This is a genomic window from Brevundimonas sp. SL161 (assembly GCF_049896985.1).
GTDB lineage: Bacteria > Pseudomonadota > Alphaproteobacteria > Caulobacterales > Caulobacteraceae > Brevundimonas.
This window is the reverse complement of sequence record NZ_JAFCVJ010000009.1, coordinates 89,572-116,391: the sequence shown is the minus strand read 5'-3', so window position 1 is coordinate 116,391 and position 26,820 is coordinate 89,572. Positions and strand designations below refer to the sequence as shown.

Annotated in this window: 26 protein-coding genes; 12 read left to right on the top strand and 14 right to left on the bottom strand. The window is 68.2% G+C overall.

All coding sequences use genetic code 11. The features are described 5' to 3' along the window. Nucleotides 1–1,197, top strand: a 1,197-nt coding sequence (locus ACP7AU_RS08850) for a penicillin-binding transpeptidase domain-containing protein (protein ID WP_426051173.1), incomplete at its 5' end; no start/stop codon positions are given. Further along, nucleotides 1,194–2,351: a rod shape-determining protein RodA gene (rodA, locus tag ACP7AU_RS08845; RefSeq protein WP_426051172.1), complete on the top strand. Its 1,158-nt coding sequence runs from the start codon at nt 1,194–1,196 to the stop codon at nt 2,349–2,351. The genes ACP7AU_RS08850 and rodA, both read left to right, overlap by 4 nt. Before the next feature lie 248 nt (nt 2,352–2,599). Here the strand turns inward: rodA and pip are convergent, their stop codons facing one another. Together pip and ACP7AU_RS08835 are read right to left on the bottom strand one after the other, a co-directional pair. Continuing rightward, nucleotides 2,600–3,574 (bottom strand): prolyl aminopeptidase, encoded by a 975-nt coding sequence (gene pip / locus ACP7AU_RS08840; protein ID WP_426051171.1) that lies wholly within the window; start codon nt 3,572–3,574, stop codon nt 2,600–2,602. A gap of 28 nt (nt 3,575–3,602) precedes the next feature. Continuing rightward, on the bottom strand, nt 3,603–3,971 hold the full coding sequence (locus ACP7AU_RS08835; RefSeq protein WP_426051170.1) for a DUF423 domain-containing protein: 369 nt from the start codon (nt 3,969–3,971) through the stop codon (nt 3,603–3,605). A 49-nt stretch (nt 3,972–4,020) separates the two neighbouring features. On the opposite strand from ACP7AU_RS08835, the gene ACP7AU_RS08830 reads away from it, so the two are divergent. Further along, the gene (locus ACP7AU_RS08830; protein ID WP_426051169.1) at nt 4,021–5,178 is read left to right on the top strand and encodes an MFS transporter; all 1,158 of its coding nucleotides are present in this window, start codon (nt 4,021–4,023) and stop codon (nt 5,176–5,178) included. On the opposite strand, the gene ACP7AU_RS08825 is transcribed toward ACP7AU_RS08830, so the two are convergent. The 3 genes from ACP7AU_RS08825 to ACP7AU_RS08815 form a co-directional block, all read right to left on the bottom strand. Beyond that, the gene (locus tag ACP7AU_RS08825; protein ID WP_426051168.1) at nt 5,175–5,771 is read right to left on the bottom strand and encodes a hypothetical protein; all 597 of its coding nucleotides are present in this window, start codon (nt 5,769–5,771) and stop codon (nt 5,175–5,177) included. The two genes, ACP7AU_RS08830 and ACP7AU_RS08825, sit on opposite strands and share 4 nt — an antisense overlap. Before the next feature lie 115 nt (nt 5,772–5,886). Continuing rightward, the gene (locus ACP7AU_RS08820) at nt 5,887–8,454 is read right to left on the bottom strand and encodes a tipN (RefSeq protein WP_426051167.1); all 2,568 of its coding nucleotides are present in this window, start codon (nt 8,452–8,454) and stop codon (nt 5,887–5,889) included. A 147-nt stretch (nt 8,455–8,601) separates the two neighbouring features. After that, complete coding sequence (locus tag ACP7AU_RS08815; protein ID WP_426039266.1) at nt 8,602–8,793, bottom strand: hypothetical protein; 192 nt, start codon at nt 8,791–8,793, stop codon at nt 8,602–8,604. A gap of 158 nt (nt 8,794–8,951) precedes the next feature. Here ACP7AU_RS08815 and ACP7AU_RS08810 point away from each other — a divergent pair, with 158 nt between their 5' ends. Further along, nucleotides 8,952–10,415, top strand: coding sequence for a phospholipase D-like domain-containing protein (locus tag ACP7AU_RS08810; RefSeq protein WP_426051166.1), 1,464 nt, complete (start codon nt 8,952–8,954; stop codon nt 10,413–10,415). Here the strand turns inward: ACP7AU_RS08810 and ACP7AU_RS08805 are convergent. The 5 genes from ACP7AU_RS08805 to ACP7AU_RS08785 all read right to left on the bottom strand — a co-directional run bounded on the left by ACP7AU_RS08805 (nt 10,400) and on the right by ACP7AU_RS08785 (nt 14,377). Next, nucleotides 10,400–11,137 (bottom strand): endonuclease/exonuclease/phosphatase family protein, encoded by a 738-nt coding sequence (locus ACP7AU_RS08805; protein ID WP_426039268.1) that lies wholly within the window; start codon nt 11,135–11,137, stop codon nt 10,400–10,402. The two genes, ACP7AU_RS08810 and ACP7AU_RS08805, sit on opposite strands and share 16 nt — an antisense overlap. 51 nt (nt 11,138–11,188) lie before the next feature. After that, nucleotides 11,189–11,875 (bottom strand): TPM domain-containing protein, encoded by a 687-nt coding sequence (locus tag ACP7AU_RS08800; protein WP_426051165.1) that lies wholly within the window; start codon nt 11,873–11,875, stop codon nt 11,189–11,191. Continuing rightward, the gene (locus ACP7AU_RS08795) at nt 11,875–12,711 is read right to left on the bottom strand and encodes a TPM domain-containing protein (protein WP_426051164.1); all 837 of its coding nucleotides are present in this window, start codon (nt 12,709–12,711) and stop codon (nt 11,875–11,877) included. The genes ACP7AU_RS08800 and ACP7AU_RS08795 overlap by 1 nt, the downstream gene beginning before the upstream one ends. Then, complete coding sequence (locus ACP7AU_RS08790) at nt 12,708–13,385, bottom strand: LemA family protein (RefSeq protein WP_426051163.1); 678 nt, start codon at nt 13,383–13,385, stop codon at nt 12,708–12,710. The genes ACP7AU_RS08795 and ACP7AU_RS08790 overlap by 4 nt, the downstream gene beginning before the upstream one ends. A 68-nt stretch (nt 13,386–13,453) precedes the next feature. Beyond that, on the bottom strand, nt 13,454–14,377 hold the full coding sequence (locus tag ACP7AU_RS08785) for a bifunctional methylenetetrahydrofolate dehydrogenase/methenyltetrahydrofolate cyclohydrolase (protein ID WP_426051162.1): 924 nt from the start codon (nt 14,375–14,377) through the stop codon (nt 13,454–13,456). Between the two features lie 97 nt (nt 14,378–14,474). On the opposite strand from ACP7AU_RS08785, the gene ACP7AU_RS08780 reads away from it, so the two are divergent. The 4 genes from ACP7AU_RS08780 to ACP7AU_RS08765 all read left to right on the top strand — a co-directional run bounded on the left by ACP7AU_RS08780 (nt 14,475) and on the right by ACP7AU_RS08765 (nt 20,125). Continuing rightward, on the top strand, nt 14,475–16,346 hold the full coding sequence (locus ACP7AU_RS08780; RefSeq protein WP_426051161.1) for a PPC domain-containing protein: 1,872 nt from the start codon (nt 14,475–14,477) through the stop codon (nt 16,344–16,346). Between the two features lie 178 nt (nt 16,347–16,524). Further along, a complete protein-coding gene (gene crtY, locus ACP7AU_RS08775; RefSeq protein ID WP_426051160.1) occupies nt 16,525–17,691 on the top strand; it encodes a lycopene beta-cyclase CrtY in 1,167 nt (388 codons plus the stop codon). Next, on the top strand, nt 17,688–19,190 hold the full coding sequence (locus tag ACP7AU_RS08770; protein WP_426051159.1) for a phytoene desaturase: 1,503 nt from the start codon (nt 17,688–17,690) through the stop codon (nt 19,188–19,190). Before crtY ends, ACP7AU_RS08770 begins: the two co-directional genes overlap by 4 nt. Next, complete coding sequence (locus ACP7AU_RS08765) at nt 19,187–20,125, top strand: phytoene/squalene synthase family protein (protein WP_426039276.1); 939 nt, start codon at nt 19,187–19,189, stop codon at nt 20,123–20,125. The genes ACP7AU_RS08770 and ACP7AU_RS08765 overlap by 4 nt, the downstream gene beginning before the upstream one ends. On the opposite strand, the gene ACP7AU_RS08760 is transcribed toward ACP7AU_RS08765, so the two are convergent. Both ACP7AU_RS08760 and ACP7AU_RS08755 read right to left on the bottom strand, forming a co-directional pair. Beyond that, nucleotides 20,097–20,843 (bottom strand): fatty acid desaturase, encoded by a 747-nt coding sequence (locus ACP7AU_RS08760; protein ID WP_426051158.1) that lies wholly within the window; start codon nt 20,841–20,843, stop codon nt 20,097–20,099. The genes ACP7AU_RS08765 and ACP7AU_RS08760 overlap by 29 nt on opposite strands. Beyond that, complete coding sequence (locus ACP7AU_RS08755) at nt 20,840–21,385, bottom strand: sterol desaturase family protein (protein WP_426051157.1); 546 nt, start codon at nt 21,383–21,385, stop codon at nt 20,840–20,842. Before ACP7AU_RS08755 ends, ACP7AU_RS08760 begins: the two co-directional genes overlap by 4 nt. A gap of 18 nt (nt 21,386–21,403) precedes the next feature. Between ACP7AU_RS08755 and fni the strand changes: the two genes are divergently transcribed. Both fni and ACP7AU_RS08745 read left to right on the top strand, forming a co-directional pair. Next, a complete protein-coding gene (gene fni, locus ACP7AU_RS08750; protein ID WP_303696082.1) occupies nt 21,404–22,423 on the top strand; it encodes a type 2 isopentenyl-diphosphate Delta-isomerase in 1,020 nt (339 codons plus the stop codon). Nucleotides 22,424–22,526: 103 nt separating this feature from the next. Further along, nucleotides 22,527–22,685 carry a hypothetical protein gene (locus tag ACP7AU_RS08745; protein ID WP_426051156.1) on the top strand — a complete coding sequence of 53 codons (159 nt, stop codon included), beginning with the start codon at nt 22,527–22,529 and terminating at the stop codon, nt 22,683–22,685. Here the strand turns inward: ACP7AU_RS08745 and ACP7AU_RS08740 are convergent, their stop codons facing one another. Together ACP7AU_RS08740 and trmFO are read right to left on the bottom strand one after the other, a co-directional pair. Then, entirely contained in the window at nt 22,686–23,555 is an 870-nt protein-coding gene (locus tag ACP7AU_RS08740) for an oxygenase MpaB family protein (RefSeq protein ID WP_426051155.1), read from the bottom strand. A gap of 3 nt (nt 23,556–23,558) precedes the next feature. Further along, nucleotides 23,559–24,944 carry a methylenetetrahydrofolate--tRNA-(uracil(54)-C(5))-methyltransferase (FADH(2)-oxidizing) TrmFO gene (gene trmFO / locus ACP7AU_RS08735; RefSeq protein WP_426051154.1) on the bottom strand — a complete coding sequence of 462 codons (1,386 nt, stop codon included), beginning with the start codon at nt 24,942–24,944 and terminating at the stop codon, nt 23,559–23,561. A gap of 99 nt (nt 24,945–25,043) precedes the next feature. Here trmFO and ACP7AU_RS08730 point away from each other — a divergent pair, with 99 nt between their 5' ends. Next, nucleotides 25,044–25,850, top strand: a complete 807-nt coding sequence (locus ACP7AU_RS08730) for a hypothetical protein (protein WP_426051153.1) — start codon at nt 25,044–25,046, stop codon at nt 25,848–25,850. Between the two features lie 13 nt (nt 25,851–25,863). Further along, entirely contained in the window at nt 25,864–26,814 is a 951-nt protein-coding gene (locus ACP7AU_RS08725) for a hypothetical protein (RefSeq protein WP_426051152.1), read from the top strand. Nucleotides 26,815–26,820 lie beyond the last annotated feature (6 nt).

Here is a 26,820-nt window from a genome sequence, read left to right as displayed (position 1 = left end):
GGCGACGAGTCCGGGGCCTGCGTGGTCATGGACGTCCGCAATGGCGATATCCTGTGCATGATGTCGGCGCCGTCGTTCGACCCGAACCTGTTCGTCACCGGCGTCCCCAGCCGCACCTACCGCGCGCTCGCCGACTACGAACGCAAGCCGCTGCTGGACAAGGCGATCAACGGCACCTTCCCGCCGGGCTCGACCTTCAAGCCCGCGACGGCCCTGGCCTTGCTGGCGGCGGGCGTCGATCCGGCCGATCGCGTGAATTGCAGCGGCGTCTTCCGTACCGGTCAGCGGTGCTGGGGCCGTCATGGCTCGCAAGACATGCACAACGCGATCAAGAACTCCTGCGACATCTATTTCTACACCATGTGCAATCGGGCCGGCGTCGATCTGATCCGCGACACGGCCATGAAGCTGGGCTTCGAGCACGAGTTCGATATCGGCGTCGACAACCAGCGCAAGGGACTGCTGCCCTCCACGGAGTGGAAGCGCCGGACCTTCCCGCGTGACCCCGTCTGGCATCCGGGCGAGACCACCTCGGTCGCCATCGGCCAAGGGGCGGTCACGGTCAACGCCCTGCAGCTGGCCGTCTACACCTCGCGTCTGGCCAACGGCCGCAAGGCGATCCTGCCGCGCTTGATCAAGTCGGTCGGCGGCGTCGACCGTCCCAGCGGCGCCGAGGTTCCGGATCTGCCGTTCAGCGTCGAGCATCTGGACATCGTCCGGGGCGGCATGATCGCCGTGGCCAACGATCGGTCCGGCACCGCCTATCGCCAGTCCCAGCTCGGCCTCGGCGACATCCAGATGGCCGGCAAGACGGGCACGGCCCAGACGCGCAACTATGGTTCCGGCAGCCGTCGCTCGAACGTCTGGTCGCAGAAGGACCACAACCTGTTCATCGCCTTCGCGCCGGTCGATGCGCCGCGCTACGCCGTGGTGGTCATCATCGAGCACGGCGGCCGGGGCGGGGGCACCGCCGGGGCCCCGCGTGCCCGGGAGGTCATGCGAACCGTGCTGCTGAAGGATCCGGAGATGCGCGAACGCATCACCCGTCCGCCGCCGCCGGAAGCCACCGGCCCTCAGATTGACGAGGGCGAGATCGGCGCCGCGCCTGAATCGGCTGTCGCTCCGCCTGCGCCCAGCGTCCCGGCGACGCCTCGCCCGACCGGCGGACCGCGCCCCTATCTCTCGGGTCCGCAATGACATCCTCGGCCCTGACCCGTCCCGGCGAGCGCGAGCGACTGTCGGTCAAACTGACCCAGATCGACTGGCGATTGACGGCCCTGCTTTGCGTGATCGCCGGGATCGGCACTGCCATGCTGTACTCGATCGCTGGCGGGCACTGGGACCCTTGGGCGGCCAAGCACCTGATCCGGTTTGGCGCTCTGCTCACGATGATGCTGGGACTGGCTTTGGTGCACCCGAAATGGTGGTTCGGCGCGGCCTACCCCTTGTATGGCGTGCTGATCCTCATGGTGCTGCTGATCGAGTTCACCCCGCTGGGCTATACAGCCGGCGGGGCCAAGAATTGGCTGAACCTCGGCTTCATTCGTATCCAGCCTGCCGAGTTCATGAAGCTGGGTCTCGTTCTGGCGTTGGCCCGCTGGTACCACAGTCACTCTGCCCAGGACGCGCGCTGGTCGTGGAAGCTTGTGTTTCCCGCCGGAATGATCGGCCTGCCGTTCATCCTGGTGGCCAAGCAGCCCGATCTGGGCTCTGCCATGGTCATCGGCCTGACGGGGGCCGCGGTAATGTTCCTCGCCGGTCTGAGTTGGCGGGTCATCGCGGCGGGCGCTGTGGCCGTCGTCGCCATCGTGCCGCCGTTCGTCATGTTCGGCATGCACGAGTACCAGCGCAACCGGGTTCTGACGTTCCTGAGTCCTGAATCCGATCCGTCGGGCACCGGCTATAACATCATTCAATCCAAGATCGCCCTAGGGTCCGGCGGCCTGCTGGGAAGAGGCTATGGCCTCGGGAGCCAGAGCCAGCTGGAGTTTCTGCCAGAGCGCCAGACAGACTTCATCTTCTCGACCGTGTCGGAGGAATTCGGCTTCGTCGGATCCTTCACACTGCTGGCCTGCTATCTGGCGATCATCCTGATCGCCCTGAGAATTTCGTCGCTTTCGCACAGCCATTTCGGCCGTATCTCGTCAGCCGGCATGACAGCGTTTTTCGCCCTCTTCGTCCTGGTCAACGGAGCGATGGTGATGGGATTGGCGCCGGTGGTCGGGGTGCCCATGCCGCTGTTGTCCTACGGCGGGTCGTCGATGATGACCGTGATGATCGGCTTTGGCCTGGTGCTGTCGACCCGGGTTCACCGGTACGTGGAACTGCCCAAGGGCAATGGCCTGATCTGATCGATCAGCCGGCGGCGGTGCGAGATCACCGTGCCGGGGGAGGCGAGGGCGGTGTCGTGGTCTGCGCCTTCGTCGACCGCCTGGGCCAGGCCGGTCCTGAACAGGTCCTGGCTCGCGCCCCAGGCTTAGAGGGCCTTCGGGCGTGAGGAAGCCGCCATAGTGACGGCGTGAAACCCGTCGGACCAGGTGAAAACCTTCAGCTTCACCGCCATCGGGGCCTTACGCCCTGCGCCAGCCTCGGGTTCCGCCTAAAGCGATGCGGCCCAGTCGGTGCCGCGCACGAGGCTATCGATGATGCCGGGCTCGGTCGAGGCGTGGCCGGCGTCGGGGACGATGTCCAGCTTCGCCTCGGGGAAGGCCCGATGCAGGGCCCAGGCGCTGGCGATCGGCGTAACCACGTCGAACCGGCCCTGGGCAATCCAGGTCGGGATATGGCGGATCCGGCCGATGTTTTTCAGCAGCCAGCCTTCCTCGGGGAAGAAGCCGCCGTTGACGAAATACCAGCATTCGATGCGGGCGAATGCGACGGCGAAGTCCGGTTCGGCGAACTTGTCAGGGCGGGCCGCGGGGCCTTCGACGCTGACGGTCTCTCCTTCCCAGCTGGACCAGGCGATGGCGCAGCGTTCGCGCTCGGCGCGGTCGTCGCCGGTCAGACGCTTGTAGTAGGCGCCCATCAGGTCGTGGCGCTCGTCCTCGGGGATGGGGGCGACAAACCGCTCCCAGGCGTCCGGGAAGATTATCGAGGCGCCGTCCTGGTAGAACCAGTGCAACTCCTTCTTCGTCAGCAGGAATATGCCGCGCAGGATCAGGGCGTCGACCCGTTCTGGATGGGTGATGGCATAGGCCATCGATAGGGTCGAACCCCAGGATCCGCCAAAGACCGCCCACTTGTCGATGCCGCAGCGTTCACGCAGGCGTTCGATGTCGTCGATCAGGGTCCAGGTGGTGTTGTCGTCCAGAGACGCGTTCGGCCGCGACTTGCCGCAGCCGCGCTGGTCGAACAGGACGATGCGATAGATGGCCGGGTCGAAATAGCGTCGCATGCCGGCGTTGATGGCCCCGCCGGGACCGCCGTGCAGCACCAGGACCGGTCGCCCCTGCGGATTGCCGCATTCCTCGTAATAGATCTCGTGAACGCTGTCGGTCTGCATCCAGCCGGACGCGAAGGGCTCGAGCTCGGGATACAGTTCGCGTCGGGGCGTCTCGGTCACAGGGAAGGCCATTCGGTGGTCGGAGCTTTCAGGTAGGGGGTCAGGCGGTTACTGATTGTGACCGAAACGCGGCGAAGGCAAGCACAAGCCAGCCGGCGATCATCAGAACTCCTCCGATCGGAGCGACGGCGCCGAGCGCGGGCAGGCTGAGCAGGCCGAGGAAGGCCAGGGCCAGGCAGAAGATCAAGCCGCCGAAAGAGCCCAGCCACCCGGCCACGGCCCCCAGCCGACCGATCGGCGCGACGGCGCAGATGAGGGCCAGCAGGGCGTGAGCCAACTGGTAGGAGGCGCCGGTGGTCAACAGGGACTTGATCTGCGGTCCCGCTCCGTGGGCGGCGAACGCCCCTACAGCCACCGCCATCGCGCCGTTGAACGCCGCGAAGACGGCCAGGTGACGATTCCGACTCATGGGCTGAACCTAGCCCACGGATCCGTCGCCGTCTGCTATCGGATGCGCGATGACTCCGTCTCGCCGCATGGCGCTGCAGTATGTGTTGCTCTTCGGCGCCAACGGCGTGAGCCTGCCCTTCGCGGGATTGTGGCTCCGCGCGCAGGGATTCTCGGGAGCCGAGATCGGCGTGCTGCTGGCGGCCCCCATGCTGGCCCGGCTGATCACGGGACCGGCCATCGCGGTGTGGGCGGACGGATTCCGGCGGCGGCGCTCTCCCATCGCGATCCTGGGACTGATCCTGGGTCTGGGCTACGCCGGCGCCGGCCTGACCGAGGGGGTCTGGCTGCAAGGGTTCCTTTGGTTCGTCGCGGCGACGGCGATGGCCGGATTGATTCCGCTCAGTGACGTGCTGTCACTGCAAGTCGCGCGGCGGCACGGCTTTGACTTTGCCTGGCCCCGGGGTTGCGGGTCCGCTGCCTTCGTCGCGGCCAATGTTCTGATGGGGGCGATCCTGACGCGTGGCTCGGCGGACTGGGTCATCGTCTGGATCGCCGTCGCCGGGGCCCTCGTCGCCCTGACGGCTGCCACCCTCCTGCCCAGCGACCCGGTGACGGAGGGGCCCAGGATCGCCGGTCGTGAACGGCTGGCCGGGCTGGCGAGGCTGGCCGTCGATCCGGTCTTCATGACCGCCGTCCTGGCCATCGGCGCCGTGCAAGCGACGCACGGCTTCTACTACGGCTTCTCCGCTATTGCGTGGAAGGCGCAGGGGATCAGCGAGACCATGACCGGCCTGTTGTGGGCGATGTCCGTCGTGGTCGAGATCGCCTTCATGTGGTGGATCGAGCCATGGCGGAAGCGGCGCGGGATCGGCCCGGGCGTGATCCTGACGCTGGGTGGCGTGGCGGCGGTGATCCGCTGGACGGCCATGGCCTTCTCCCCGCCGCTGTGGATGCTGTGGCCCTTGCAGGCGTTGCATGCCCTGACATTCGCGGCGACCTATCTGGCGGGCGTGCAGATTATTGAAAAGCTCGCGCCGCCGGGTGGCCACACGGCGGCCCAGACCCTGAACTCCGTAATGGCGGCCGGCATTCTGATAGGATTGGCGACCCTGGCCGCCGGGCCTCTGTACGATCGAGTCGGCGTGCTGGGCTATCTCGCCATGACCGGACTGGCCGCGATCGGTCTTCTGCTGCAGTGGCGGCTACGGCGGGTCGCGGCGGTCTAATTGACGCGGGCGCGAGGCAGAGGCGACAGGTGGCGCGCCATGGCGGCGGCGGCCGTCTGGACGCCGATACGCAGTTGATCGACGTTCAGCGAGGCCGGGACCCGCAGCAGTCCGACCGACGGGGCGTCGGCATCGTCGGGCAGGGCGGCCAGCACGCAATAGAGCAGGTAGGAGCCGGTATCCTCCTCGCTGTCCGAGGTCGCGTCGGCGGCGAGGCCGGCGTCGATCAGTGCACGGACCATTTCGGCGGCGGGTGCGGTGGCGCGAGCCAGGGCGGGGCCGGTCTGCGAGATCTTCTTGCCGCCGTCGAGGGCGCGATTCTCGGCCCGCATCTGGACGCGGAAGCCGTTGCTCTTGCGTGTCCGTCCCATCAGCAGCACGGCGCGACAATCGGCATCTTCAAGCTGACCGGTGATCAGGGCCGCGAGGACGGCGGGATCATCGGGACCGACCGGACGAAGGCGGGTTCCGGGCGGCGTCCATCTGGAGGCTTCCTCATCGATGGCGGTCCAGAGTGGATCATCGCTCTCATAGACGCATACGAGGATCGCAGGCCTGCGGTCGGGCTGGTTCTCGGCGATGGTGTCGAGCATGGACCCTGCTAGGTGCGTGACAACGTCATGACAGCGACCGGACGGTGTCCGCAAGCGGATGATCCCGTCAAGCCAAAAGCGGCGCTCGGGATGGTTCGGCCGGTCGATTCGTGTTTCAGGCGAGGTCGCCGACCGCCGCGTCCAGCAGCATGAAGGCGCGGCCAGCGTCGGTGGCCAGCGTGGACAGCACGGCTGCCGCGCCGCCTCGCGCCTCGTCGTTCAGCCGGCCCGCGAAGGCGCGGACATAACGTTCGGCATCGCTGCGCAACTCCGCATCACTCATCACCCGGCGAGAGACGCTGCGGACGGCGGCCGGGGCGACGCGCCGGACGATCTGCCGCGCCCGGTCGGGATCGCGCCCGGCGAAGGCGGACGCTGCCTCTTCGACCCGCGACCTGGGCAGGAGGGCATTCGGATCGACGCCCATACGGCGAATGGCGGCGGTGATCCGGTCGGTCAGGGCATCCTCGTCGGCGGGCATGACGGGGGTGTCGAGATCGAGCGGGGGCTCGCCCGGCCCGTCATCGACCAGGTCGCTCCAGTCGAGCCGATCCTTCGGCGGCGGCGCGCCGCGCGCGCCCGGATCGTCGGCGGCTGGAGCCAGCTTCAGCCGACCGCGCAGGCCGAAGCCGCGTTCGCGTTCAGGCTCGGTCGCAGTCGGGCGGAGCGGCCGTTCGCCCGCAGGCGCGGCGGGTTCAGCCAGAATGTCGCGCCGCCGCAGGGGGGCTCCGCCGTCGCCGGACACGACCCCCATCAGGCGCACGGCCTCGGTCAGCATGTCGTAGTTGCGTCGGACTCGCTCCTGGAAGCCGGCGTCCAGGGCCTCGGTGTCCTCGGCGGCCTTGCGCGATGCGGCGCCGAGGGCGGCCAGGCCTTCCTCGACGGTGATGCGGACGGATTCGGCGCGGGCGCGGGCTTCCTCGGGCAGGCGGGAGGCGCGGTCGTCCAGATCGCCGATGGCGGCATCGACCTCGGCCAGGGCCTGGGTCATGCGGGAGAGGGTGGACTCCAGTTTCTCGATGGCCCGCTCGCCGGCCTGGTCCACCAGATCGACAGTCTCGCCGACGATCCTGCGCGCGCCCTCGACGCGCGCGTCGGCTGCGGCATCCGCCTTCTGGGCAGCGTCGAAGAGAGCCTCGCCCAGCCGGTCGGCGCGGATCTGGGCCTGGCCCGTGGCTCCATCAGCGGCCTGCCGGCTTTCCTCGGCAGTCGCCTTGAGCACCGCGAGCGTTCGGCGGGTTTCCTCGATCAGGGTGTCGCGGGCCTCGGCGGCCAGGGCCTCGAAACGGTCCAGCGACTGTTTGGTGGCGGCGTCGAAGCCGTCGGCCTCGCGCTGGGACAGGTCGACCAGGGCGCGGAACTGGTCGGTTGCGGCCTCGACCAGGTCGCGCAGCCCCTCGGACGCCTTGGTGGAGGTTTCGCCGAGGTCGCCGGTGGCGGTGCGGGCCGCAGACAGCTGTTCGGTCAGCTGGGCGCGCTGGCTCTCGACCTGGGCGGAGAAGTCTTCCTGATCGGTGCGCAGGGCGTAGGCGGCGGTGACCAGGGCGGCGCGCTGCTGGCCCAGCCCCTCTTCGACGGACTGGATCTGTTCGGCGACGCCGGTGCCGGCGTTCTCGAGTCGCAGCGTCTGGCGGGCCAGGTCGTCGGCGGCCATGCGGGCGGCATCCTGCGCCTCGCCGGCGGCAGCGGCGAGGTCGGCGGCGCGGGCGGCGAGGGCGGCCTCGGCTTCGCGAAGCTGGGTCTGGGCGAGATCAGACGCATCGACGATCAGGCGCGACTGGCGCTCCACCGCGTCGAGCACGCCCGACGCCTGTCCGTCCAGGCGGCTGCCGAGGGCTGTCATCTCGTCGCGCTCGCGGCCGAGGGACTCGGTCAGGCGACGCGCCGTGCGACCGGCGGCCTCGGCGGCCTCGTTCAGGCGGCTGGTCTCCAGAGAGAGAGCCTCACGCAGCAGGGCCATGTCATTGCGGGCCCGCTCGGCGGCAAGGGCGGCCTGGTCGATGTCGTTGCGCAGGGCCGACAGGACATGTCCGGTCTGCTGGGCCGCGAGCGCCGTCGGCGCGACGAGCGCCTCGGCCAGTTCGCGGGCGCGCCGGGTTTCGGAGGCCAGGCCGGCGCCCTGACGAACGGCATGGGCCAGCATGATGGCCAGGCCTGCGGGCGCGAGTGCGATCAGGGCGTAGATGGCCAGGCGCAGGGGATCGGGCGAGACCGCGCCGGAACCGACCTCATAGGCCGCCCAGGAAGCGACGCCGCCCATCCACAGGGCCGCGGCAATCCCGGCGATCAGATAGGAAGGGCCGGACCGCACCTCGGCGGGGCTCAATGCAATCGCCGCTGCTGTGGGCGCGGGCGGCGAAGCCTGGGTGGCGGGCGGGGCGCCGGCGCTGGTCGAGAAAGCCAGGGGTTCGATCGCCGGTTCAGCCTCTTCTGACCGGATCGGAGGCGCGACAGGGGCTGTGGGGTCGGGCTCGGCGGGCGAGGGAAATTCGAGATCAGCGGCGCTCCGCTCCTGCTCCAGCAGGCGACGGCGACGACGCTCCGACATCGGACGTTCGGGGGCGGCCTGGGGCTTGGCGACGAGTTCGGGAGTGGCGGCGTCCTCGAGTCCGGCCGTCGCGTCGCCCAGGGGCGCCGGTTCGGGGTCGGACAAGGTCAACGGCGGCCGGGAGCGGGACTTCATGGTGCGCGGATCTCAGGTGGGCTGGCGCGTGACGCAGGAGTCGTGCGCAGCCGCAACCCTAGACCATTTTGCGTGGGTATCGACCCGCCGTTGCGTCAAAAAATGGATCAGAGGTGTGTACCCGGCCGATTTCGGCGGGCGGCGCGACTAGCAGTCGTTCGAGCGAGGCGCTGTTATGAGCGCCTTGGTTGGCGCCTCGGGGCAATCACTGACGCGATGGACTTCGCGATCAGGGCGGGGGGCAGCGTTCAGGTCCACGCCGAATTGAGCCAAGGCCGCCGTGGCGAGCAGGGCGATGAAGCCGGCCAGCAACTCGATCAACGCCTGCACGATCGGCACTCCCCCATTCCGGCTTTCCTTATGCCTAATTTCGGCGAACGGGACAATCCAGCCTGGAGGCGCCATTGACCAGCGGGGCGCGGGCATGGAACGGAAGACGGGTCCGGGCATCTCTCCGAGCCGGACGCTCGATCACCGACGCCGGCAGGGACACCGATATGGACGCCGCCCAAGGCCCGTTGCTGGACACAGCCGCCCTGTTGGCGCCCGGCGAGACCTGCTGGCGGGTCGAGCGGGCGGACCGGCTGTCGATCCTTATGGAGAACGGCGCCTATTTCGAAGCCCTGGCCTCGGCTCTGTCCAAGGCGCGGCGTTCGGTGGTGATTCTGGGCTGGCAGTTCGACCCGCGGACCCGGCTGGACCCCGAGACCCGGCCCGGCGACAAACAGGCCGAGATCGGCCATTTGCTGCGGATGATGGTCAAGACCCGACCGGAACTCGACGTGCGGCTGCTGATCTGGAAGTCGCCGCTGCTGATCGCGGCATCGCAGGGCTTCTATCCGCACAAGGCCCAGGCCTGGTTCAGGAAGCGAATGGTCGAGTTCCGGCTGGATACCCCGGGCCCCATCGGCGCCTGCCATCACCAGAAGGCGATCATCATCGACGACGCCGTGGCCTTTTGCGGCGGCGGGGATATCTCGGTCGATCGCTGGGATTCCGAGGCCCATGCGGACGATGATCCGAGACGCTGCCAGCCATCGGGGATCATCTCGCCGCCTCGGCACGAGACCATGTGCGTCATGGACGGAGCGGCGGCGCGCGCTCTGGGCGATCTGGCGCGCGAGCGCTGGTTCAAGGCGACCTGGGAGCGGACGGTGCCGGAAATGGTCGATGGCGATCCCTGGCCCGAGGGTCTGGCGGTCGACTTCCACGACACGCCGGTCGGGATCGCCCGAACCGAGCCCGGCTTCGGCGGTCGTCACGAGGTACGCGAGAACGAGAGACTGCACCTGGAGGCCATTCGGGGCGCACGGAAGCGGATCTATATGGAGAACCAGTATTTCACCTCGCCGATCGTCGCCAACGCCCTGGCCGAACGGCTGGACGAACCGGACGGGCCGGAGATCGTGCTGGTCTCGACGGGACGCAGCCCGAGCTGGTTCGACAGCATGACCATGGACACGGCGAGGGCCGAAGTCCTGTTCCGGCTGGAAAGCGCTGACCGGCACAACCGCTTCTTCGCCTTCAGCCCCAATACGAAGAACGGCGAGCGGATTATCGTCCACGCCAAGGTGACTGTGGTGGACGACGTCTTGCTACGGATCGGCTCGACCAATCTGAACAACCGGTCGCTAGGTTTCGACACCGAGTGCGATATCGCCATCGCGCCGGAGGATGAGGCGGGCCGCGAGGCTATCCGGCATTTTCGGCATCGGACTATCGGTCACTTCATCGGCGTGACCGCGGACGAATTCGGGGCGGCCGAAGCCGTCTGCGGCTCGACCGGCGAGGCGATCCAGAAGTTCGGCAGTGGCAGGATGTCGCCGTTGGGCGCGACGCCGCCGTCGATGATCCAGCGCACCATCGCCGAGTTCCAGTTGGGGGACCCGACCTCACCACGGGACGCCTGGCGGCCATGGAAGCGGCGCAACCGCTCGCAGCGGCTTCAACCGACGGGCTGAATCTCGAAATCGACCACCAGGGGCAGATGGTCCGAGGCCATCCGCGACAGGGGCGAGAAGGGCGCGCGGACGCCGGTGATTCTGATCTCCTGGCTGACGAAGACGTGGTCGATGCGGATCGCGGGGAAGCCGGACGGGAAGGTCTTGATCGTCGGACGCAGACCCAGCTGGCGCTGACAGTCGGCATGGTTCCGCGCCAGCGTCTGGTAGGGGCGGGTGATCGAGGTGGCGTTGAAGTCGCCGGCCAGCAGCGTCGGGCCTTTGCAGTCCGGATGGCCGAGCCAGTCCTTGCCGACCAGGGCCGCCGCCTGGAGCCGCTGCTCGCGCGGGACCAGCCCGAGGTGGGTGGTCAGGACGTTGATGTCGACGCCCTCAATGTTGACGCGCACCCACAGGGCGCCGCGCGGCTCCAGTCCCGGCACGCCGCGCACGGTAGGGAGGGCGCCGACGTGCATCAGGGTTTCCGGATGCCCCGTCAGAATAGCATCGCCGTACTCCTCGGCCTCGACCCGCATGGCGGCGTGGAAGCGGACGGCCATCGACAGGCGGTCGGCGATCGCGCGCGCTTGGTCGACCCCCCCGGTGCGGGCGCGGCCGACGTCGAGTTCCTGCAGGCAGACGATGTCGGGTTCGAGCTCGGCGATCACGCCGACGATACGCTCGACATCCAGTCGCTTGTCGACCCCGACACAGCGATGAACGTTATAGGTGACTAGCCGCATGGCGGCACCGGCTAGGCCAATTCCCCGCCGAAAGCGAGACCGCGCGCAGCGTCAGATCTCGACCAGCCGGTCGGGGACTTCGTTCGGATTGCGCGGCCTGGGCGGGAAATTTTCGGCCAGGACGCCGCCCACCAGGGCGATGGCCCGTTCAAAGCCTTCGGCAGCGCGTCGGTCGCGCAGTCCCTCGGTCAGAACCTGGACCGCGTCGGCCCAGATCGCCTGATCGACACGCGAGTGGATTCCCTTGTCGGCGATGACCTCGACCTGTCGATCGGCCATGGCGGCGAAGATGAGCACGCCCGTGCGGTGCTCTGTGACATGCAGGCCGTGGGCCAGGAACTGATGCATGGCCGCCTGGCGCGTCCGGTCGCGGCGCACCCCGCGCGGCGTGGTCAGTCGGGTCAGGGCGGGGACCCGCAACAGAACATAGACTGCCAGGAACACAGCGGCCTGGACCACCGCATAGACCCCGATGGCCCGACCGATGGTCAGGTTCAGGGCCGACAGATGCCCGGCCTCCCAGTTGTCGGCCAGACCCGGGAACCAGGCGGACTCGAAGCCGAACGGGATCAGAATGAGCGGCAGGAGCAGGGCCGCCGCCGCCGCCCAGGCCAGGCTGATGTCGCGGTAGCTCGAGACCCGTCCCGCCAGGACGCAGAAGATTTCGCCGGAGGTGCGCGCCTCCGCCGCCGCGATGGCGCCCGCGACGCGCGCGTGTTCGCCGGAGTTCAGTCGCATCACCATCCGCCCGAGGCCCCCCCGCCGCCGAAGCTGCCGCCACCGCCGGAGAACCCGCCGAAGCTGCCCCCCGAACTTCCCGAAGAGCTGCGCGAAGACCCCCGTGAGACGTTGGACAGGATTTCGGCCGCTCCCCAGACGAGGATCGGATCGATTCCGCTACGCCGCGCGCCGCGTTTGCGTCCCCGCCTCCCGATGCCGCGCAGCAAGCTCAGGAAGAAAAGGATGAAAATCAGGGCTATGCCGATGCCTGGGAAGATCGGCGCTTCAGCCTCGCTGGGCGCGGCCGCGGCGGCGCGGGCGGCGGCCTCAGCGGGGTCCAGGCGCAACTGGGCAATGACGGCGTCTACCCCGGCCTCGATACCTCCGGCATAGCCGCCGTCGCGGAACGGCGGCAGGATGTCGGTCTGGATGATCTGGTTGGACAGGGCGTCGGTCAGAACGGGCTCAAGGCCATAGCCGACCTCCAGCCGGACCTTGCGTTCATTGGGGGCCACGATCAGCAGCACGCCGCTGTCATTCTCCGCATTGCCGATGCCCCAGGCGCGCCCGAGGCGGTAGCCGTAGTCCTCGATCTCATAGTCCTGGAGGCTGTCGAGGGTGACGACGACGAACTGGTCGCCCGTGTCCGTCTCCAGCCGGGTCAATTTGGCGGTGATCGCAGCCTCTGTGTCGGGCGTCAGCAGTTGGGCCTGATCGACGACACGACCGGACAGGGCGGGAAAGGTCGGGTCGGCCGCGAAGGCGTGCGGGACGAGCGCGAACAGAACCGTCAGACCCGCGATGAGGATGGCCAGAAGAGAGTGTGCCGGCCGAACTGACTTGATCGGGCTCACCGGGCGGGCGGCGTCGAACCGGGGGCGACGGCGGCGGCCGCGCCGCCCGTCGCGACCGGTGTCTGGCCGTCGAGATTGAACTGCACCTGGGGCGCGCTCTGGGCCTCGGTCGTCGCGGTAAACAACTGCATCGGCTCCTCGCCCGAGAAGGCGGTCTTGGCCCAAATCACGGTCGGGAAGGTGCGCAGACTCGTATTGTAGTCGCGAACCGCCTCGTTGTAGTCGCGCCGCGCGATGGTGATGCGGTTCTCGGTTCCTTCGAGCTGCGACTGGAGCTGCAGGAAGTTCTGGTTGGCCTGCAGCTGAGGATAGGCCTCGACCGTCACCAGCAGGCGCGACAGGGCGCTGGTCAGCTGGCCCTGTGCCGCCTGGAAGGCCTGGAAGGCGGCGGGATCGCTGAGAGTCTCGGGCGTGATCTGGACCGCCGTGGCCCGGGCGCGGGCCTCGATCACCTGGGTCAGGGTCGTGCGCTCCTGGATGGCTGAGCCCTGGACGGTGGCGACAAGATTGGGAATCAGGTCGGCGCGCCGCTGATACTGGCTTTGGACGTCGGCCCACGCCGCCTGGGCGCGCTCCTGCTTGGTCGGGATGGTGTTGTAGCCACAGGCCGCCACGCTCTGGGCGGCGAGAAGGATGGCGACTGAACCGACGAGACGAGATGCGCTGCGAGCCATGAACCCCTCCATCCGACGGCCGATCGCCGCAGATCACTCCGGGACTATCAGCGGTTCGTGACGGCGCTTCAAGCGTCCAGACGTTCCGGCTCGATCCCGGCCGCGCGGCAGGCGGCGTTGTAGGTGTTGGCCAGGAGGCAGGCGATGGTCATCGGGCCAACGCCTCCCGGGACGGGCGTGATCGCCCCGGCGACCGTGACGGCCTCAGCAAAGGCGACGTCGCCGACGACTCGTGTCCTGCCCTCGGCCGCCTTGACCGGGTCAGCGGAGGGGACGCGGTTGATGCCGACGTCAATCACGGTCGCGCCTGGCTTGATCCAGTCGCCCCGGATCATCTCCGGCCGGCCCACGGCGGCGACCAGGATGTCGGCGGCGCGGCAAAGGGCCGGCAGGTCGCGGCTGCGCGAGTGGGCGATGGTGACGGTGCAATTCTCGGCCAGCAGCAACTGGGCCATCGGCTTGCCCACGATGTTCGAGCGCCCGACGATGACGGCGTTCAGGCCCGACAGGTCGCCGAGCTGATGCTTCAGCAGCATGGTCGAACCCAGGGGGGTGCAGGGCACGAGACCGGGCAGTCCAACCGCCAGTCGCCCGGCGTTGACGACATGGAACCCATCCACGTCCTTGTCCGGGTCGATCGCGCCGAGCACCGCCGAGGAATCGATCCGCGCGGGCAGAGGCAACTGGACCAGGATGCCGTGGATGCCGGCGTCAGCGTTCAGTGTCCCGACCAGGGCCAGCAGTTCGGCCTGGCTGGTCTTGTCGGGCAGGCGGTGGGTATCCGAACGCATCCCGGCGCGGGTGGTCGTCTCGCCCTTGTTGCGGACGTAGATCTGGCTGGCTGGGTCCTCGCCGACGATGACCACGGCCAGGCCCGGCTTGAGCCCGTGGGTCGCCTCCAGCCGCGCCGAGGCGGCGGCGACCCGCTCCACCAAACCGGAGGCGAAGGCCTTGCCGTCGATGATCGCCGCGCGCGTGTCGGGTCCGGCCATGGGAGGCCCTCTTTCGTCAGGATTCGATAAGGTCCGGGCGATTTACAGGCGTCACGGTTCAGCGTCTATGTTCCCTCCACAGAACAGGGGACTTCCAATGCGCCGCTCTACCTTCATCATGACCGTCAGCGTGATCGCGCTGTTCGCCGCCGGCCAGGCCGCGGCCCAGGACGCCGCGCCGCTGCGCGTCGGCCAGACGGTCAACGGTCAGCTGACTGCAGAGGACACCAAGGTCGATAGCGAGGAGCTCGGCCAGTACCTTTACGACACCTGGTCGATCCAGGCGCGCGACAGCCAGCGACTGGAAGTCACGATGCGGTCGGACGCCTTCGACACCTATCTGGAAGCCTATGAGGGCTCGGATACGGGCGAGGCGATCGCCATGGACGACGACGGGCTGGGCGAGGGCACGAACTCGCGTCTGCGCTTCTCGGCCGACAACGGAACCTACATCATCCGCGCCCGCACCCTGGCCGGTCTGGAAGGTGGCGACTACACCATCCAGGTGACTGATCGCGGGCCCGCGCCCCGGGCGCCGCGCCCGACCACCATCCGACTGGGCGACGACGTCGACGGCGCGATCAGCGACCGCAGCCCGAGCGAAGAGGACGGGCAGTACGGGGAGTACACCTACAACGGCTACAGCTTCCGGGCGCGTCAGGGCGAGCGGTTCGCCATCACGCTCGAGAGCGATGACTTCGATCCGATCGTGCGTGTGGGTCGCATGGGCCGCGGCGGTGCGTTTGAGGAACTGGCCCAGAACGACGACTCCGGCGCCGGCGGCCTGAACTCCTATCTGATCTTCACCGCCCCCTCGAACGGCGAGTACGTGATCCGCGCCGCGCCCCTGGATGGTTCGGCCGACGGCGACTACGAACTGGCCCTGGCCGAGGCCCCGCCGCCGCTGGTGGCGCGTCCGATCGCCGTCGGCGAGACGGTCGAGGCTTCGCTGGCCGCCGGCGACGGCGGCAACGCCTTCGGCACGCGCGCCGACGCCTACGCCTTCACCGGAACGACGGGCCAGCGGATCGTCGCGACCATGAACTCGGACGCGTTCGACACCTATCTCGAACTGTTCTCTGAGAATTCTGACGAAGCCGGCGGTCGTTATGCGCTGGATTCGGACGACGACGGCGCGGGCGAGGGCACCAACTCCCGCCTGACCTACACCATCCCGTCCGACGGCCAGTACACGATCGAGGCCCGCGCCTTCACCGGTGAAGGCGAAGGCGCCTACACCCTGACGTTCGAGGAGGCGCCGCCGCTGCCGGCGCCGGTCGCCTTGTCCTGGGGCGCGACGGTGCAGGGCGAGATCGTCGCCGAAGATCCGCGCGACGACGAGAGCCGCGGTTTCGACGCCTATACCTTCAGTGGAACGGCCGGAAACCGCATCCAGCTGATCATGCGCTCGGGCGACTTCGACACCTACCTTCAGGTCGGCAGCCCGGAGGGCGACTTCTACGCCTTGGCCTCGGATGACGACGGTCTGGGCGAAGGCACGGACTCGCGCCTGAACTACATCCTGCCGTCCGACGGGGAGTTCATCGTTCGCGCCTCGCCGCTCTATGCGGACGCCGACGGTCTGTATTCCTTGGAGCTGCTGGATCGCGGTCCGCAGCCCCTGCCGGGCAGCATCCTCGTCGGCGCCACGGCGCGCGGCACGCTGGGTGAGGACGACGCCCTGGCCGAGGACGGCAGCTTCTATGATGCCTACAAGATCTCGGTGAAGGCCGGCGACAAGCTGCGTTTGACCATGGTTTCCAACGAGTTCGACGCCTTCATCGATATCGGTCGCGAGGATGAGGCCGGCGTCTTCACCTCAGTGGTCTCGGACGACGACAGCCTGTCGGACACGCATGCCAAGGTCGACTGGGCGGTCGAGGAAGAGGGCGATTACGTCATCCGCGCCCGCAGCTTCTCCTCGGGCCAGTCGGGCGCCTACGCGCTGACGATTGAACCCAAGGAGTAGTCGATTGCCGTTCGCCGCCAATCGGTGAGTTGGCGGCGACTTCGACTACGCAGCCAGCTGTCAGCCGGCGATTTCGGTGACGATGGCGACGCAGATTTCTGCGGATTACGCAGAGACTGCATCTTCAGGGAGGCCTCGATGCGTTCGCGTCGGGGCCTCTTTCGTTTAAGGATCGGACATGGCTGCGCTCGAGCATGATCTGATCCTTGTCGGCGGCGGTCTGGCCTCCAGCCTGATCGCCTGGCGACTGGCGCTCGACCGGCCGGACTTGCGCGTCGCGGTGATCGAACGGGACGGGCGGCTGGGTGGCGAGCACACCTGGTCCTTCTTCGATGGCGACATTCCGGCCAGGGATCGCGCCTGGCTGGAGCCCGCGACGCCGCACCGCTGGCCGGACGGGTATGAGGTCTTTTTTCCGGGGCTGAGCCGGGTGCTGCAGACGCCGTACAACAGCCTGACGTCCGATCGGCTGCACGCGACCGTCGCGCCGCTGCTGGGTGACCGCCTCGTCAAGGGCAGGGCGGTCGAGGTCCGACCAGACGGCGTGACCTTGTCAGACGGACGGGTGCTGGGGGCGGCCGGGGTGATCGACGCGCGGGGCCCTGCGCCGACGCCGCATCTGGACCTGGGCTGGCAGCTGTTCGTCGGCCGGACGGTAAGGCTGACCCAGCCGCACGGCCTGACACGTCCGACGATCATGGACGCCACGGTGGGTCAGGGCGACGCCTACCGGTTCGTCTATCTTCTGCCGTTCGATGAGCGGACGGTGCTGGTCGAGGACACCTATTATGTCGATGGGCCGATGCTGGACCGGGCGCTGCTGAACCGGCGAATCGACGCCTACATCTGCTCGCGTGGCTGGAGCGTCGAGGCCGTGGTCGGCGAGGAGGAGGGCGTCCTGCCCATCGCGCTGGACGGCGACATTGACGCCTTCTGGGCCGAGGGACCACCGGTGGCGCGCGCGGGTCTGGCCGGAGCGCTGTTCCACCCGACAACGGGATACTCCCTGCCGGATGCGGTCGCCGTGGCGCGACTGGTGGCGGAGGCCGACGACCTGTCCTCGGCGGCTCTGCGGACACTGATTGAGGGATATTCGAAATCGCTCTGGGCCAGGCGCGCCCATTATCGGCTGCTCGACAGAATGTTGTTCCGGGCGGCGGAGCCGAGGGAGCGGTGGAAGGTGCTGCGACGCTTCTACGGCTTGCCGGAACCCCTGGTGAGGCGTTTCTACGCAGGTGCCAGTACGGCGCTGGACAAGGTCCGCATCCTGGCAGGAAAACCCCCCGTGCCCGTCGGTCGGGCGCTGAGGCAACTCCGGGAATCCGGGCGAGGAAAAGCGGAATGAGAGACGTGACGGCCAAGCGCGCGGTAGTGATCGGCGCCGGCTTCGGAGGCATCGCCCTGGCCATTCGCCTCCAGCGCGCGGGCGTGCGGACTACCCTGATCGAGAAGCGCGACAAGCCCGGCGGCCGCGCCTACGTCTGGAAGGAACAGGGCTTCACCTTCGACGCGGGCCCCACGGTCATCACCGACCCCGACTGTCTGACCGACCTGTTCGAAGGCACGGGCCGGTCACTGTCCGACTATGCCGAACTTCTGCCGGTCGATCCCTTCTATCGGCTTTGCTGGGAGGACGGGGCGTCGTTCGATTACAACGACGACCAGGCCGCGATGGAGCGCCAGATCGCGGCCTTCAATCCGGCCGATGTCGAGGGATACAACCGGTTCCACGCCTATTCCGAGGAGCTGTACCAGGAGGGATACCTCAAACTTGGCGCGGTGCCTTTCCAGTCCTTCTGGTCGATGATCAAGGCGGCGCCGGAGCTGGCCCGGCTGGAAAGCTGGAACAGCGTCCACGCCATGGTCGCCCGCTACATCGAGGACCCGCATCTGCAGCAGGCCTTCAGCTTCCATACGCTGCTGGTCGGCGGCGATCCGTTCAAGACCAGTTCCGTCTATGCCCTGATCCACGCCCTGGAGCGGCGCGGCGGCGTCTGGTTCGCACGTGGCGGCACCGGGGCCCTGATCGCCGGGCTGGTGAAGGGGTTCGAGGATCTGGGCGGGACCGTCCGCCTGAACACCTCCGTCGAGCGCATCGAGACCGAAGGCGACCGGGCGACCGGCGTGACCCTCGACACCGGCGAGACGATCCCTGCCGACATGGTCGCGTCGAACGCCGACGTCGTCCACACCTACGACAAGCTTCTGGGCCGGACCCCGCGCGGAAAGGCGAAAGCAAAATCGCTGAAATCCAAGCGGTTCTCGATGTCGCTGTTCGTGCTGCACTTCGGCACGTCAAAGCCCCAGCCGCAGCTGGCGCATCACACGATCTGCTTCGGTCCGCGCTATCGCGAACTGATCTCGGAAATCTTCTCCGGCCCGACCCTGCCCGAGGACTTTTCCCTTTATCTGCACGCGCCCTGCGCCACCGACCCGTCGATGGCGCCCGAGGGGATGAGCAGCCACTACGTCTTGTCGCCCGTCCCGCACCTCGGCGCCGCCGACATCGATTGGGAGACCAGGGGGCCGGAGTATCGCGAGAAGATCATCGACTACCTGGAGGAACGGTACATCCCGAACCTGCGCCGCGATCTGGTCACGACGCGCATCTGGACGCCTGCCGATTTCAGGGAAGACCTCAACGCCCACCTGGGCTCGGCCTTCTCGCTCGAGCCCATTCTGACGCAGAGCGCCTGGTTCCGGCCGCACAATCGCGACGATGTCATCTCGAACCTGTATGTTGTCGGGGCTGGCACCCATCCCGGGGCGGGCATCCCCGGCGTGGTCGGCTCGGCCAAGGCCACGGCGGGGCTGATGCTGGAACAGGCCGCGCAGAGCCAATGACCGACGCCGTCCTCGCCGCCTCCAAGGCCTCGATCACCAAAGGGTCCAGGAGCTTCCGCTCCGCCTCGCGGCTGTTCGAGCCGGCCGTGCGCGAGGACGCGTGGTTGCTCTACGCCTGGTGCCGGGCCTGTGACGACGAGATCGACGGACAGGACCACGGCTTCGGCCACGAGGAATTGTCGGTCGAGGAGCAGCAGCGACGTCTGGCCCGCCTCTACGACATGACCCGGCGCGCCATGACCGGCGAATCCATGCCTGACCCGACCTTTGCCGCCTTCCAGCGCGTCGCCATCCGCCATCGCCTGCCGGAGCGCTGGGCGATGGATCTGATCGACGGCTTCGCCATGGACGTGGAGCATCGGGACTATCGGACGCTCGAAGACGTCATGGCCTATTGCTGGCATGTCGCCGGGGTCGTCGGGGTCATGATGGCCCGCGTGATGGGAGTAACCGATGCCGAGGTCCTGCGCCGGGCCCAGGATCTGGGTCTGGCCTTCCAGCTGACCAATATCTCGCGCGACGTGATCGAGGACGCCGAGGACGGCCGCGTTTACATGCCGTCGGACTGGCTGGTCGAGGCGGGGCTGGAACCGACGGCCCAGGCCGTGGCTGACCCGGCGAACCGGGCGGTGGTGCATGCCGTGACCCAACGTCTTCTGGCGGCGGCCGAGCCCTATTACGATAGCGCGCGGGACGGATTGCGGGGCCTGCCGTTCCGATCCTCGATGGCGATCGCGGCCGCGCGCGGCATCTATCGCGAGATCGGCCGCAAGGTGCGTCGACGCGGGCCGGGGGTGTGGGTCAAGCGGGTGTCGGTCGGCCGGGCGATGAAGCTGTGGCTGTTCGGGCGGGGGGCGATGATCGCAATCTGGACCCAGGTCCTCGATCGCGGGAAGGCGCCGCCGCCTAGACCGGGGTTGTGGACCCGGGTCTGACTGTTTCGCGCCGGACGTCCGGCAACCGCCACCACGGCGTCCCCGGTGAGAGATGGTGCTCGTGGTGCATGCCGAAGTGGAAACAGGTCAGCAGTGATGCGATCCACGGCATCGGAATCGTCCGGGCGTTGTGATGGTCGGCGAAGGCCTCGGCACCCTGGTCGTGTCGATGCGGCAACCAGGTGCCGAAGACGAACAGCTGCAAGGCGCTCAGGATCGCCGGTAGCGCCCAGAACAGGATCATATTGGCGACATGGGCGCCGATCAGCAGATAGGCGATCAGCACAGCCGTCACGATGGCGAACTCCCGCCCGCCGAAATAGCGCATGAAGAAGCTGTAGAACCAGGGCGCGAAGGCTTCGGGTCGCGCGGCGTGGAAGTCCGGGTCCTCGGCCTGGCCGGGCGTCCGGTGATGCTGATGGTGGCTGCCGTTGAGCTTGCGGTAGGAGAAGGCGGCATAGGCCCCGACGCAGATCTGCCCCACCACGGCGTTCACGCGCGGACGGCCGGGCGCCAGCGAGCCGTGCATCGCGTCGTGGGCGACGATGAACATGCCGGCGCCGAGCCAGCTCTGGGTCAGGATGATCAGCGGTACGACCGCGACCGCCGGCCAGGTCAAGGGCTGGAAGAAGACGCCCCAGACATGCAGCGTCGCCCAGCCGCCGACGATCAGGGCGGCGAGGCCCAGGCCGATCGCGCTCTGGCGGCAGGCTGTCACTCCGGGGCCTGGGCGGCGCGTTCGGTGCGGCGGGCCTTCAGGACGGCGCTGAGGCGGTGCGGGTCAGGGGCGAAGACGAAGCCGAACGACACGGCGCCTTCCCGCGTCTGGACCGCGTGATGCAGTTTGTGCGCCTGGACCAGACGGCGGGCGTAGCCGTTCTTGGGCATCCAGTGAAACGGCCAGCGCTGATGCACCAGTCCGTCGTGCACGAAGGCGTAGACGGCGCCGTACAGGGTCACCCCCAGCGCTATGGCCCGCACCCACCACAGACCCGTCAGCCAGGCGATGACGAACAGGCCCGTCCCCACGATCGCGCCGACGACGCCATAGATGTCGTTGGTCTCGAACGTCTTGTCGTGGGGCTCGTGGTGATCGCGGTGCCACCCCCATCCCAGGGGCCCGTGCATGACATAGCGATGCGTCCACCAGGCGACGCCCTCCATGAGGAAGAAGACGGCCAGGGTCAGCAGGGTGAACCACACGGGAAGCATGGGCGGCAGGATACGCCTGCGCGGCCGCTGTTCCAACCGTGGCGTCATGCCGCTAAGCAGTCTTGCATGGCCGACGACGTGATCCGCGACCGCAAGGACCAGCATCTGGACGTCGTTCTGGCGGGCGGCGGCCGGCATGCGCACGACGCCGGGTTCGATGCGATCCGCTTCGTGCATGAGGCCCTGCCGGATCTGGATCACGCCAAGATCGACCTCGGCGCTGACTTCCTCGGCCGACGACTGAAGGCGCCGCTGCTGATCAGTTCGATGACCGGCGGACCCGCCCGGGCCGAGACGATCAACGCTCATCTGGCCGAGGCGGCGCAGGCGCTGGGTATCGCCCTGGCGGTGGGCTCCCAGCGGGCCGCGCTTGAGGGCGGGGCGAGCGGTCTGGACCAGTCTCTGCGCCGGCGGGCGCCGGACATGCCGATCCTGGCCAATATCGGCGCGGCCCAGCTGACGCGGGGCTTCGGCCTCGAGGAGGCGCGGCGGGTCGTCGACATGATCGGGGCCGACGCCCTGATCGTCCATCTGAACCCGCTGCAGGAAGCCTGTCAGCCCGAGGGCGACCGTGATTGGTGGGGCGTCGGCGCGGCGCTTGAGGCGCTGGTGCGACGGTTGGACGCGCCGGTCGTCGTCAAGGAGACGGGCGCCGGTCTGTCGGCGGCGACGGCGCGACGTCTGGCGGAGATGGGCGTGGCCGGGCTCGATGTGGCCGGAGCGGGCGGGGCGAACTGGGGGCTGATCGAGGGTGAGAGGGCGGCCCATCCGGCCGACAAGGCGCATGCGCTGGCCTTCGCCGACTGGGGCATTCCAACCGCCGTGGCGATCGCCCAGGCGCGGGCGGCCTGTCCGGACATGGTCCTGATCGGATCGGGCGGGGTCCGCGACGGCGTCGATGCGGCCAGGGCCATCCGGCTGGGCGCCGACATCGTCGGTCAGGCGGCCGGCGTGCTCAAGGCCGCGACCCTCTCGACCGAGGCGGTGGTCGAGCATTTCCAGATCGTCATCCGCCAGTTGCGCACCACGTGTTTCTGCACCGGCTCGGCCAATCTTCAGGACCTGAGGCGGGCGCGACTGCAATAGAAGCGGACGCCAAGCACGTAGAGGTAGAGATCGACGTCCGCTGCGCCCCGCTCAAGTGGTGATCCGAATCGTGTACTGTCGGGGGGTCGCCGGAGCCGAGTCGTTGAGCGTTCACCCCTTTCCCGCCGTGTCCAAAGCCCCGTCTCCCTCCAGGAGCGCGCCCGTTCGGCGGCCGGATCGGGTCGAGCTGATGCTGGTCGCGGGCCTTGTGCTGGCGACCGCGGCGCAGTTCGCCCTGTGCGTCTGGTTCTGGCTGGCCTAGCTACTCGGGCCAGACGTGGACCTGATCGGGCCAGATCTCGCGGTTGGGCGAGCCCTGATAGACCCAGGCCAGGGTGCGGGCCAGGGAGCGTGCGCCGAATCGCTGGGCGGGTAGCGCCGCCGGGAGTCCGTGCATGGCGCGCGCCCAGTCCGGCAACAGGTCCGCGCCGGCGGCCATGACCAGACCGGCAGCGACGCCCTCGGCCGGGCCGCCGATCCTCTGGCCCATGACGAGGGCGGCGACCTCGCGCGTGCGGGCGTCGGCCTGCAACTGCGGCCGTATCGACTGGATCAGGGCCTCCGCCTCTGCGCGATTGCGGGGCACGGGGTCGGCACCGAGGCCCAGCCCTATGCGGGCCATCTCGTCGAAATAGGCGTCCTGATCCGCCATCGACATCTGCGGATGCTGATAGCGGATCCAGGCGTCGAGGAAGCTCTTGATCTCCGTCACATGGACCCAGGCCAGCAGGGCCGGGTCGTCGACGCGATAGGGCGTTCCGTCGGGCAGGGTCCCGCCGAGCTTGCGATGGATGCCCTTGACCCGGTCGATGGCCGCCTGACCGGCCGAGGCATGGTCAAAGGTGGTGACGGCGATGAACTTGGCCGTCCGCCGCAGGCGGCCGTGCATGTCGGCGCGGAAGTCGGAGTGATCCCAGACGCCCGCCAGCACCGCCGGATGCAGCATCTGCAGCAGCAGGCCCGACACCCCGCCGATCATCATGGTGACGATGTCGCCATTGACCCGCCAGGCCACGGCGTCGGTCGGGAACAGGGCGTCAGCGCGGCGCAGGGCCGGCCGCTCGCCGCGCTCATAGTCGTTGAACAGCTCATTGATGCGGCGTCGGATCGCGACCTTGACCGGATCCCGCATTGATCAGGCCGCGTCCCGCCAGGCTTCCAGCGCGCGCAGGGCCCGGATGCTCATCAGCCGCTTCTTGGCCCGGCCGCGTTCCTTCATCGGGATCTTGACCCCGGCCTCGTCAACCTTGGGCGCCTCGAGCGGGGGCAAAAGTCCATAGTTGATATTCATCGGCTGGAACTTCGAGCCCGCCAGATGGCCGCCGGTAATGTGTTCGACCAGGGCGCCGATGGCGGTGTGGGCTTCCGGCGCTTCCAGCGGCTTGCCGAGCCGCTCGGCGGCGGCGAGACGGCCGGCGAGCAGACCGGTGGCCGCGCTTTCGACATAGCCTTCCACGCCCGTGACCTGACCGGCGAAGCGGAGGCGCGGCATCGACTTCATCCGCAATTGGCGGTCCAGCAACTGCGGGCTGTTCAGATAGGTGTTGCGGTGCAGGCCGCCGAGCCGCGCGAACTGGGCGTTGTGCAGGCCCGGGATCATGCGGAAGGTCTCAGCCTGGGCGCCGTGCTTCAGCTTGGTCTGGAAGCCGACGATGTTGAACAATGTACCCAGTGCATTGTCCTGACGCAGCTGGACGATGGCGTGGGCCTTGACCAGCGGATCGCGCGGATTGGTCAGGCCGACGGGCTTCATCGGGCCGTGGCGCAGGGTCTCGCGACCGCGTTCGGCCATGACCTCGATGGGCAGGCAGCCGTCGAAATAGGGGACGTTCTCCCATTCCTTGAACTCGGCCTTGGGGCCGTCGATCAGGGCGTCGACGAAGGCGTCATACTGTTGCTTGTTCATCGGGCAGTTCACGTAGGCGGCAGCGTCTCCGCCCGGACCCTCCTTGTCGTAGCGCGACTGACGCCAGGCGATGTCGAAGTCGATCGACTCCGCGTGGACGATGGGGGCGATGGCGTCGAAGAAGCTCAGGCTCTCCTCGCCGGTCAGTTTCAGGATGGCCTCGGCCAGGGCCGGGGAGGTCAGGGGGCCGGTGGCGACGATGACGCTGTCCCACTCTTCGGGCGGCAGGCCGGCGATCTCCTCGCGCTGGATCGTGACCAGCGGATGGGCCTCCAGTTTGGCGGTCACGGCATGGGAGAATCCGTCGCGGTCGACGGCCAGGGCGCCGCCGGCGGGTACCTGATGCGCATCGCCGCAGGACATGATGATCGAACCGAGCGCCCGCATCTCGGCGTGCAGCAGGCCCACGGCATTGTGCTCCCAGTCGTCGGAGCGGAAGGAGTTGGAGCAGACCAGTTCGGCCAGACCGTCGGTATGGTGGGCGTCGGTCTTGATGCCCGGCACGCCGCGCATCTCGTGCAGGACGACGGGGACGCCGGCCGAGGCGATCTGCCAGGCGGCTTCGGATCCGGCGAGGCCGCCGCCGATCACGTGGATAGGGGAGAGGTCAGTCATGCGGCTTCTTAGACACGGGAATGGTGTTCGTCAGCAGGCGTCTGGTCGGCGTGTGGTATCGCCCGCTATGATCGGCCGAACGCTCGGCGAGGGGGCTTGATGAGCAACAAGGATGTCGGAGGCCGGCGCCTGAACCTTCAGGCCGCGCTGGGGACGACGGTGCGCGCTCTGCCTCGGCTGTGGTCGGGTGCGGCCGGGGCGTTGGGTCTGTGTGCGGTGCTCTGGTTGCTGCCTGTCGTCTGGCCTATCGAGGGTTTGATGCGGTGGGCATGGGCGCTGGCGGCAGGGGCAACCGCCCTGGTCGCGGTCGGAGCGTTGGCCCGCCTGTCTATTCGTGACGACGTGACCGAGGCGCGCGCGCTGGGTCTGGGGCCGCTGGGTCTGCAGGCGAAGCCGCCCGAGGCGCGTCTGGTCGGCGCCCTGCTGCTGTGTCTGCTGTTCCTGTCCATGATCGTGGCGATCCTGACGCTGGTCGTTCTGGCGATCTTCGGTATGGCGGAGTTGAACGTTCAGGCCATCCAGGCGCGGAACTGGGCCGCCGTGGGCGCGCCGTGGAAGCTCGGCGTGCTGGCGGTGCTCGCTGCGGGGGCGGTGGCCATTCCGCTGCTGCTCCTCGTGCGGCTGTCGTTGTTCGTGCCCGCCACCCTGGGACGACGCCAGATGGTATCGCTGAACTCGATGGGCATCGCCTACGGCAGTTTCTGGCCGCTGCTGGCGGGACTGATCGCGACGGCCCTGCCCAAGATCGTGCTGCTGACGCTGATCGGGACCGGGATGCTGACCGGCGTGGCGGGTCAGGTCGCCTGGGTCGTGGGCCTGGTGGGGCTGCAACTGCCGCTGACGATCGGCTTCCTCGGCGCGGCCTATCGACAGTTGGAATACTGGTCCCCCGACGAACCGAAATGATGGAGACGACGCGATGAAGCCGGGTTTTTCCTTCAACGACGCCGTCGGCGCTCCGTTTGTGCTGCTGCGCCGGCGGCCGCTGAGCCTGTTCGTCTGGGGCCTGATAATGGCGGCGCTGATCGCGGCCTTTTACAGCCTGATGATCCCCGCCCTGGGCTCGATGATCGTCGCTCCGGACAGAGAGGCGGCGTTCGACACCTATCTGACGGAGACGATCCGGCTGCAGGCGACGGTCAACGGCATGAACGTAGCCATGTACCTGGTCATGCTGCTGACCTGGACGGCGGCGGCCCGCGCGACCCTCTCGCCCGGCCGTGGCGATCCTTTCCTGTTCCTGCGACTGGGCATGGACGAGGTCCGGGTCGCCGTGACGATGATTGCGGTCTTCTTCATCTGGTACATCGTCCTGATCGTCATGGTTCTGATCGGGGTCGGCATCGGCCTGGCGCTGTGGAGCCAGGGCCATGCCACAACTATCGGCGTGCTCATCGCCTATGGCCTGCTGGTCTTCGCACTGTCGGTCTGGGGGTGGTTGAGGGTGTCGCTGATCGCGCCGGCCAGCCTGATCCTGAAGCGGTTCGCCTTCACCGAAGGCTGGGCAATCGCGCGGGGCCAGATGTGGAAGCTGCTGGGCCTGAACCTGGTGATCTGGATCATCTACATGATCAGCACGATCCTGATCTACGCCGCGGTCGGCGCGATCCTGGCGGCCGGGTTCTTCGGTCAGGGCCTGGTCTGGCCGCATGATATCGACAGCGTCGCGGACCTGGAGCCTTTGCTGCGGCCGATGCTGCTACCGGCGCTGGGGACCGTGATTCCGATGTCGCTCGGGTTCGGCTGGGTGATGGCCCTGTATGCCGCCCCCGGCGTGGTGGCTGCTCGCCAACTTCTGGACGGCATTCCCGCGCCGGCCGCGATCGTCGAAGACGCGCCGCCCGTCGATACGCTACAACCATCCCAATAGGGATTC

What these genes read in the sequence shown, in the direction of transcription:
- ACP7AU_RS08825 (WP_426051168.1), bottom strand. Translation starts at nt 5,771, where the DNA reads ATGCTCGACACCATCGCCGAGAACCAGCCCGACCGCAGGCCTGCGATC.
- crtY (WP_426051160.1), top strand. Translation starts at nt 16,525, where the DNA reads ATGGCTGCGCTCGAGCATGATCTGATCCTTGTCGGCGGCGGTCTGGCC.
- ACP7AU_RS08835 (WP_426051170.1), bottom strand. Translation starts at nt 3,971, where the DNA reads ATGAGTCGGAATCGTCACCTGGCCGTCTTCGCGGCGTTCAACGGCGCG.
- fni (WP_303696082.1), top strand. Translation starts at nt 21,404, where the DNA reads ATGGCCGACGACGTGATCCGCGACCGCAAGGACCAGCATCTGGACGTC.
- ACP7AU_RS08790 (WP_426051163.1), bottom strand. Translation starts at nt 13,385, where the DNA reads ATGGCTCGCAGCGCATCTCGTCTCGTCGGTTCAGTCGCCATCCTTCTC.
- ACP7AU_RS08820 (WP_426051167.1), bottom strand. Translation starts at nt 8,454, where the DNA reads ATGAAGTCCCGCTCCCGGCCGCCGTTGACCTTGTCCGACCCCGAACCG.
- trmFO (WP_426051154.1), bottom strand. Translation starts at nt 24,944, where the DNA reads ATGACTGACCTCTCCCCTATCCACGTGATCGGCGGCGGCCTCGCCGGA.
- ACP7AU_RS08810 (WP_426051166.1), top strand. Translation starts at nt 8,952, where the DNA reads ATGGACGCCGCCCAAGGCCCGTTGCTGGACACAGCCGCCCTGTTGGCG.
- rodA (WP_426051172.1), top strand. Translation starts at nt 1,194, where the DNA reads ATGACATCCTCGGCCCTGACCCGTCCCGGCGAGCGCGAGCGACTGTCG.
- ACP7AU_RS08755 (WP_426051157.1), bottom strand. Translation starts at nt 21,385, where the DNA reads ATGACGCCACGGTTGGAACAGCGGCCGCGCAGGCGTATCCTGCCGCCC.
- ACP7AU_RS08805 (WP_426039268.1), bottom strand. Translation starts at nt 11,137, where the DNA reads ATGCGGCTAGTCACCTATAACGTTCATCGCTGTGTCGGGGTCGACAAG.
- pip (WP_426051171.1), bottom strand. Translation starts at nt 3,574, where the DNA reads ATGGCCTTCCCTGTGACCGAGACGCCCCGACGCGAACTGTATCCCGAG.
- ACP7AU_RS08770 (WP_426051159.1), top strand. Translation starts at nt 17,688, where the DNA reads ATGAGAGACGTGACGGCCAAGCGCGCGGTAGTGATCGGCGCCGGCTTC.
- ACP7AU_RS08780 (WP_426051161.1), top strand. Translation starts at nt 14,475, where the DNA reads ATGCGCCGCTCTACCTTCATCATGACCGTCAGCGTGATCGCGCTGTTC.
- ACP7AU_RS08830 (WP_426051169.1), top strand. Translation starts at nt 4,021, where the DNA reads ATGACTCCGTCTCGCCGCATGGCGCTGCAGTATGTGTTGCTCTTCGGC.
- ACP7AU_RS08800 (WP_426051165.1), bottom strand. Translation starts at nt 11,875, where the DNA reads ATGCGACTGAACTCCGGCGAACACGCGCGCGTCGCGGGCGCCATCGCG.
- ACP7AU_RS08725 (WP_426051152.1), top strand. Translation starts at nt 25,864, where the DNA reads ATGAAGCCGGGTTTTTCCTTCAACGACGCCGTCGGCGCTCCGTTTGTG.
- ACP7AU_RS08765 (WP_426039276.1), top strand. Translation starts at nt 19,187, where the DNA reads ATGACCGACGCCGTCCTCGCCGCCTCCAAGGCCTCGATCACCAAAGGG.
- ACP7AU_RS08740 (WP_426051155.1), bottom strand. Translation starts at nt 23,555, where the DNA reads ATGCGGGATCCGGTCAAGGTCGCGATCCGACGCCGCATCAATGAGCTG.
- ACP7AU_RS08730 (WP_426051153.1), top strand. Translation starts at nt 25,044, where the DNA reads ATGAGCAACAAGGATGTCGGAGGCCGGCGCCTGAACCTTCAGGCCGCG.
- ACP7AU_RS08785 (WP_426051162.1), bottom strand. Translation starts at nt 14,377, where the DNA reads ATGGCCGGACCCGACACGCGCGCGGCGATCATCGACGGCAAGGCCTTC.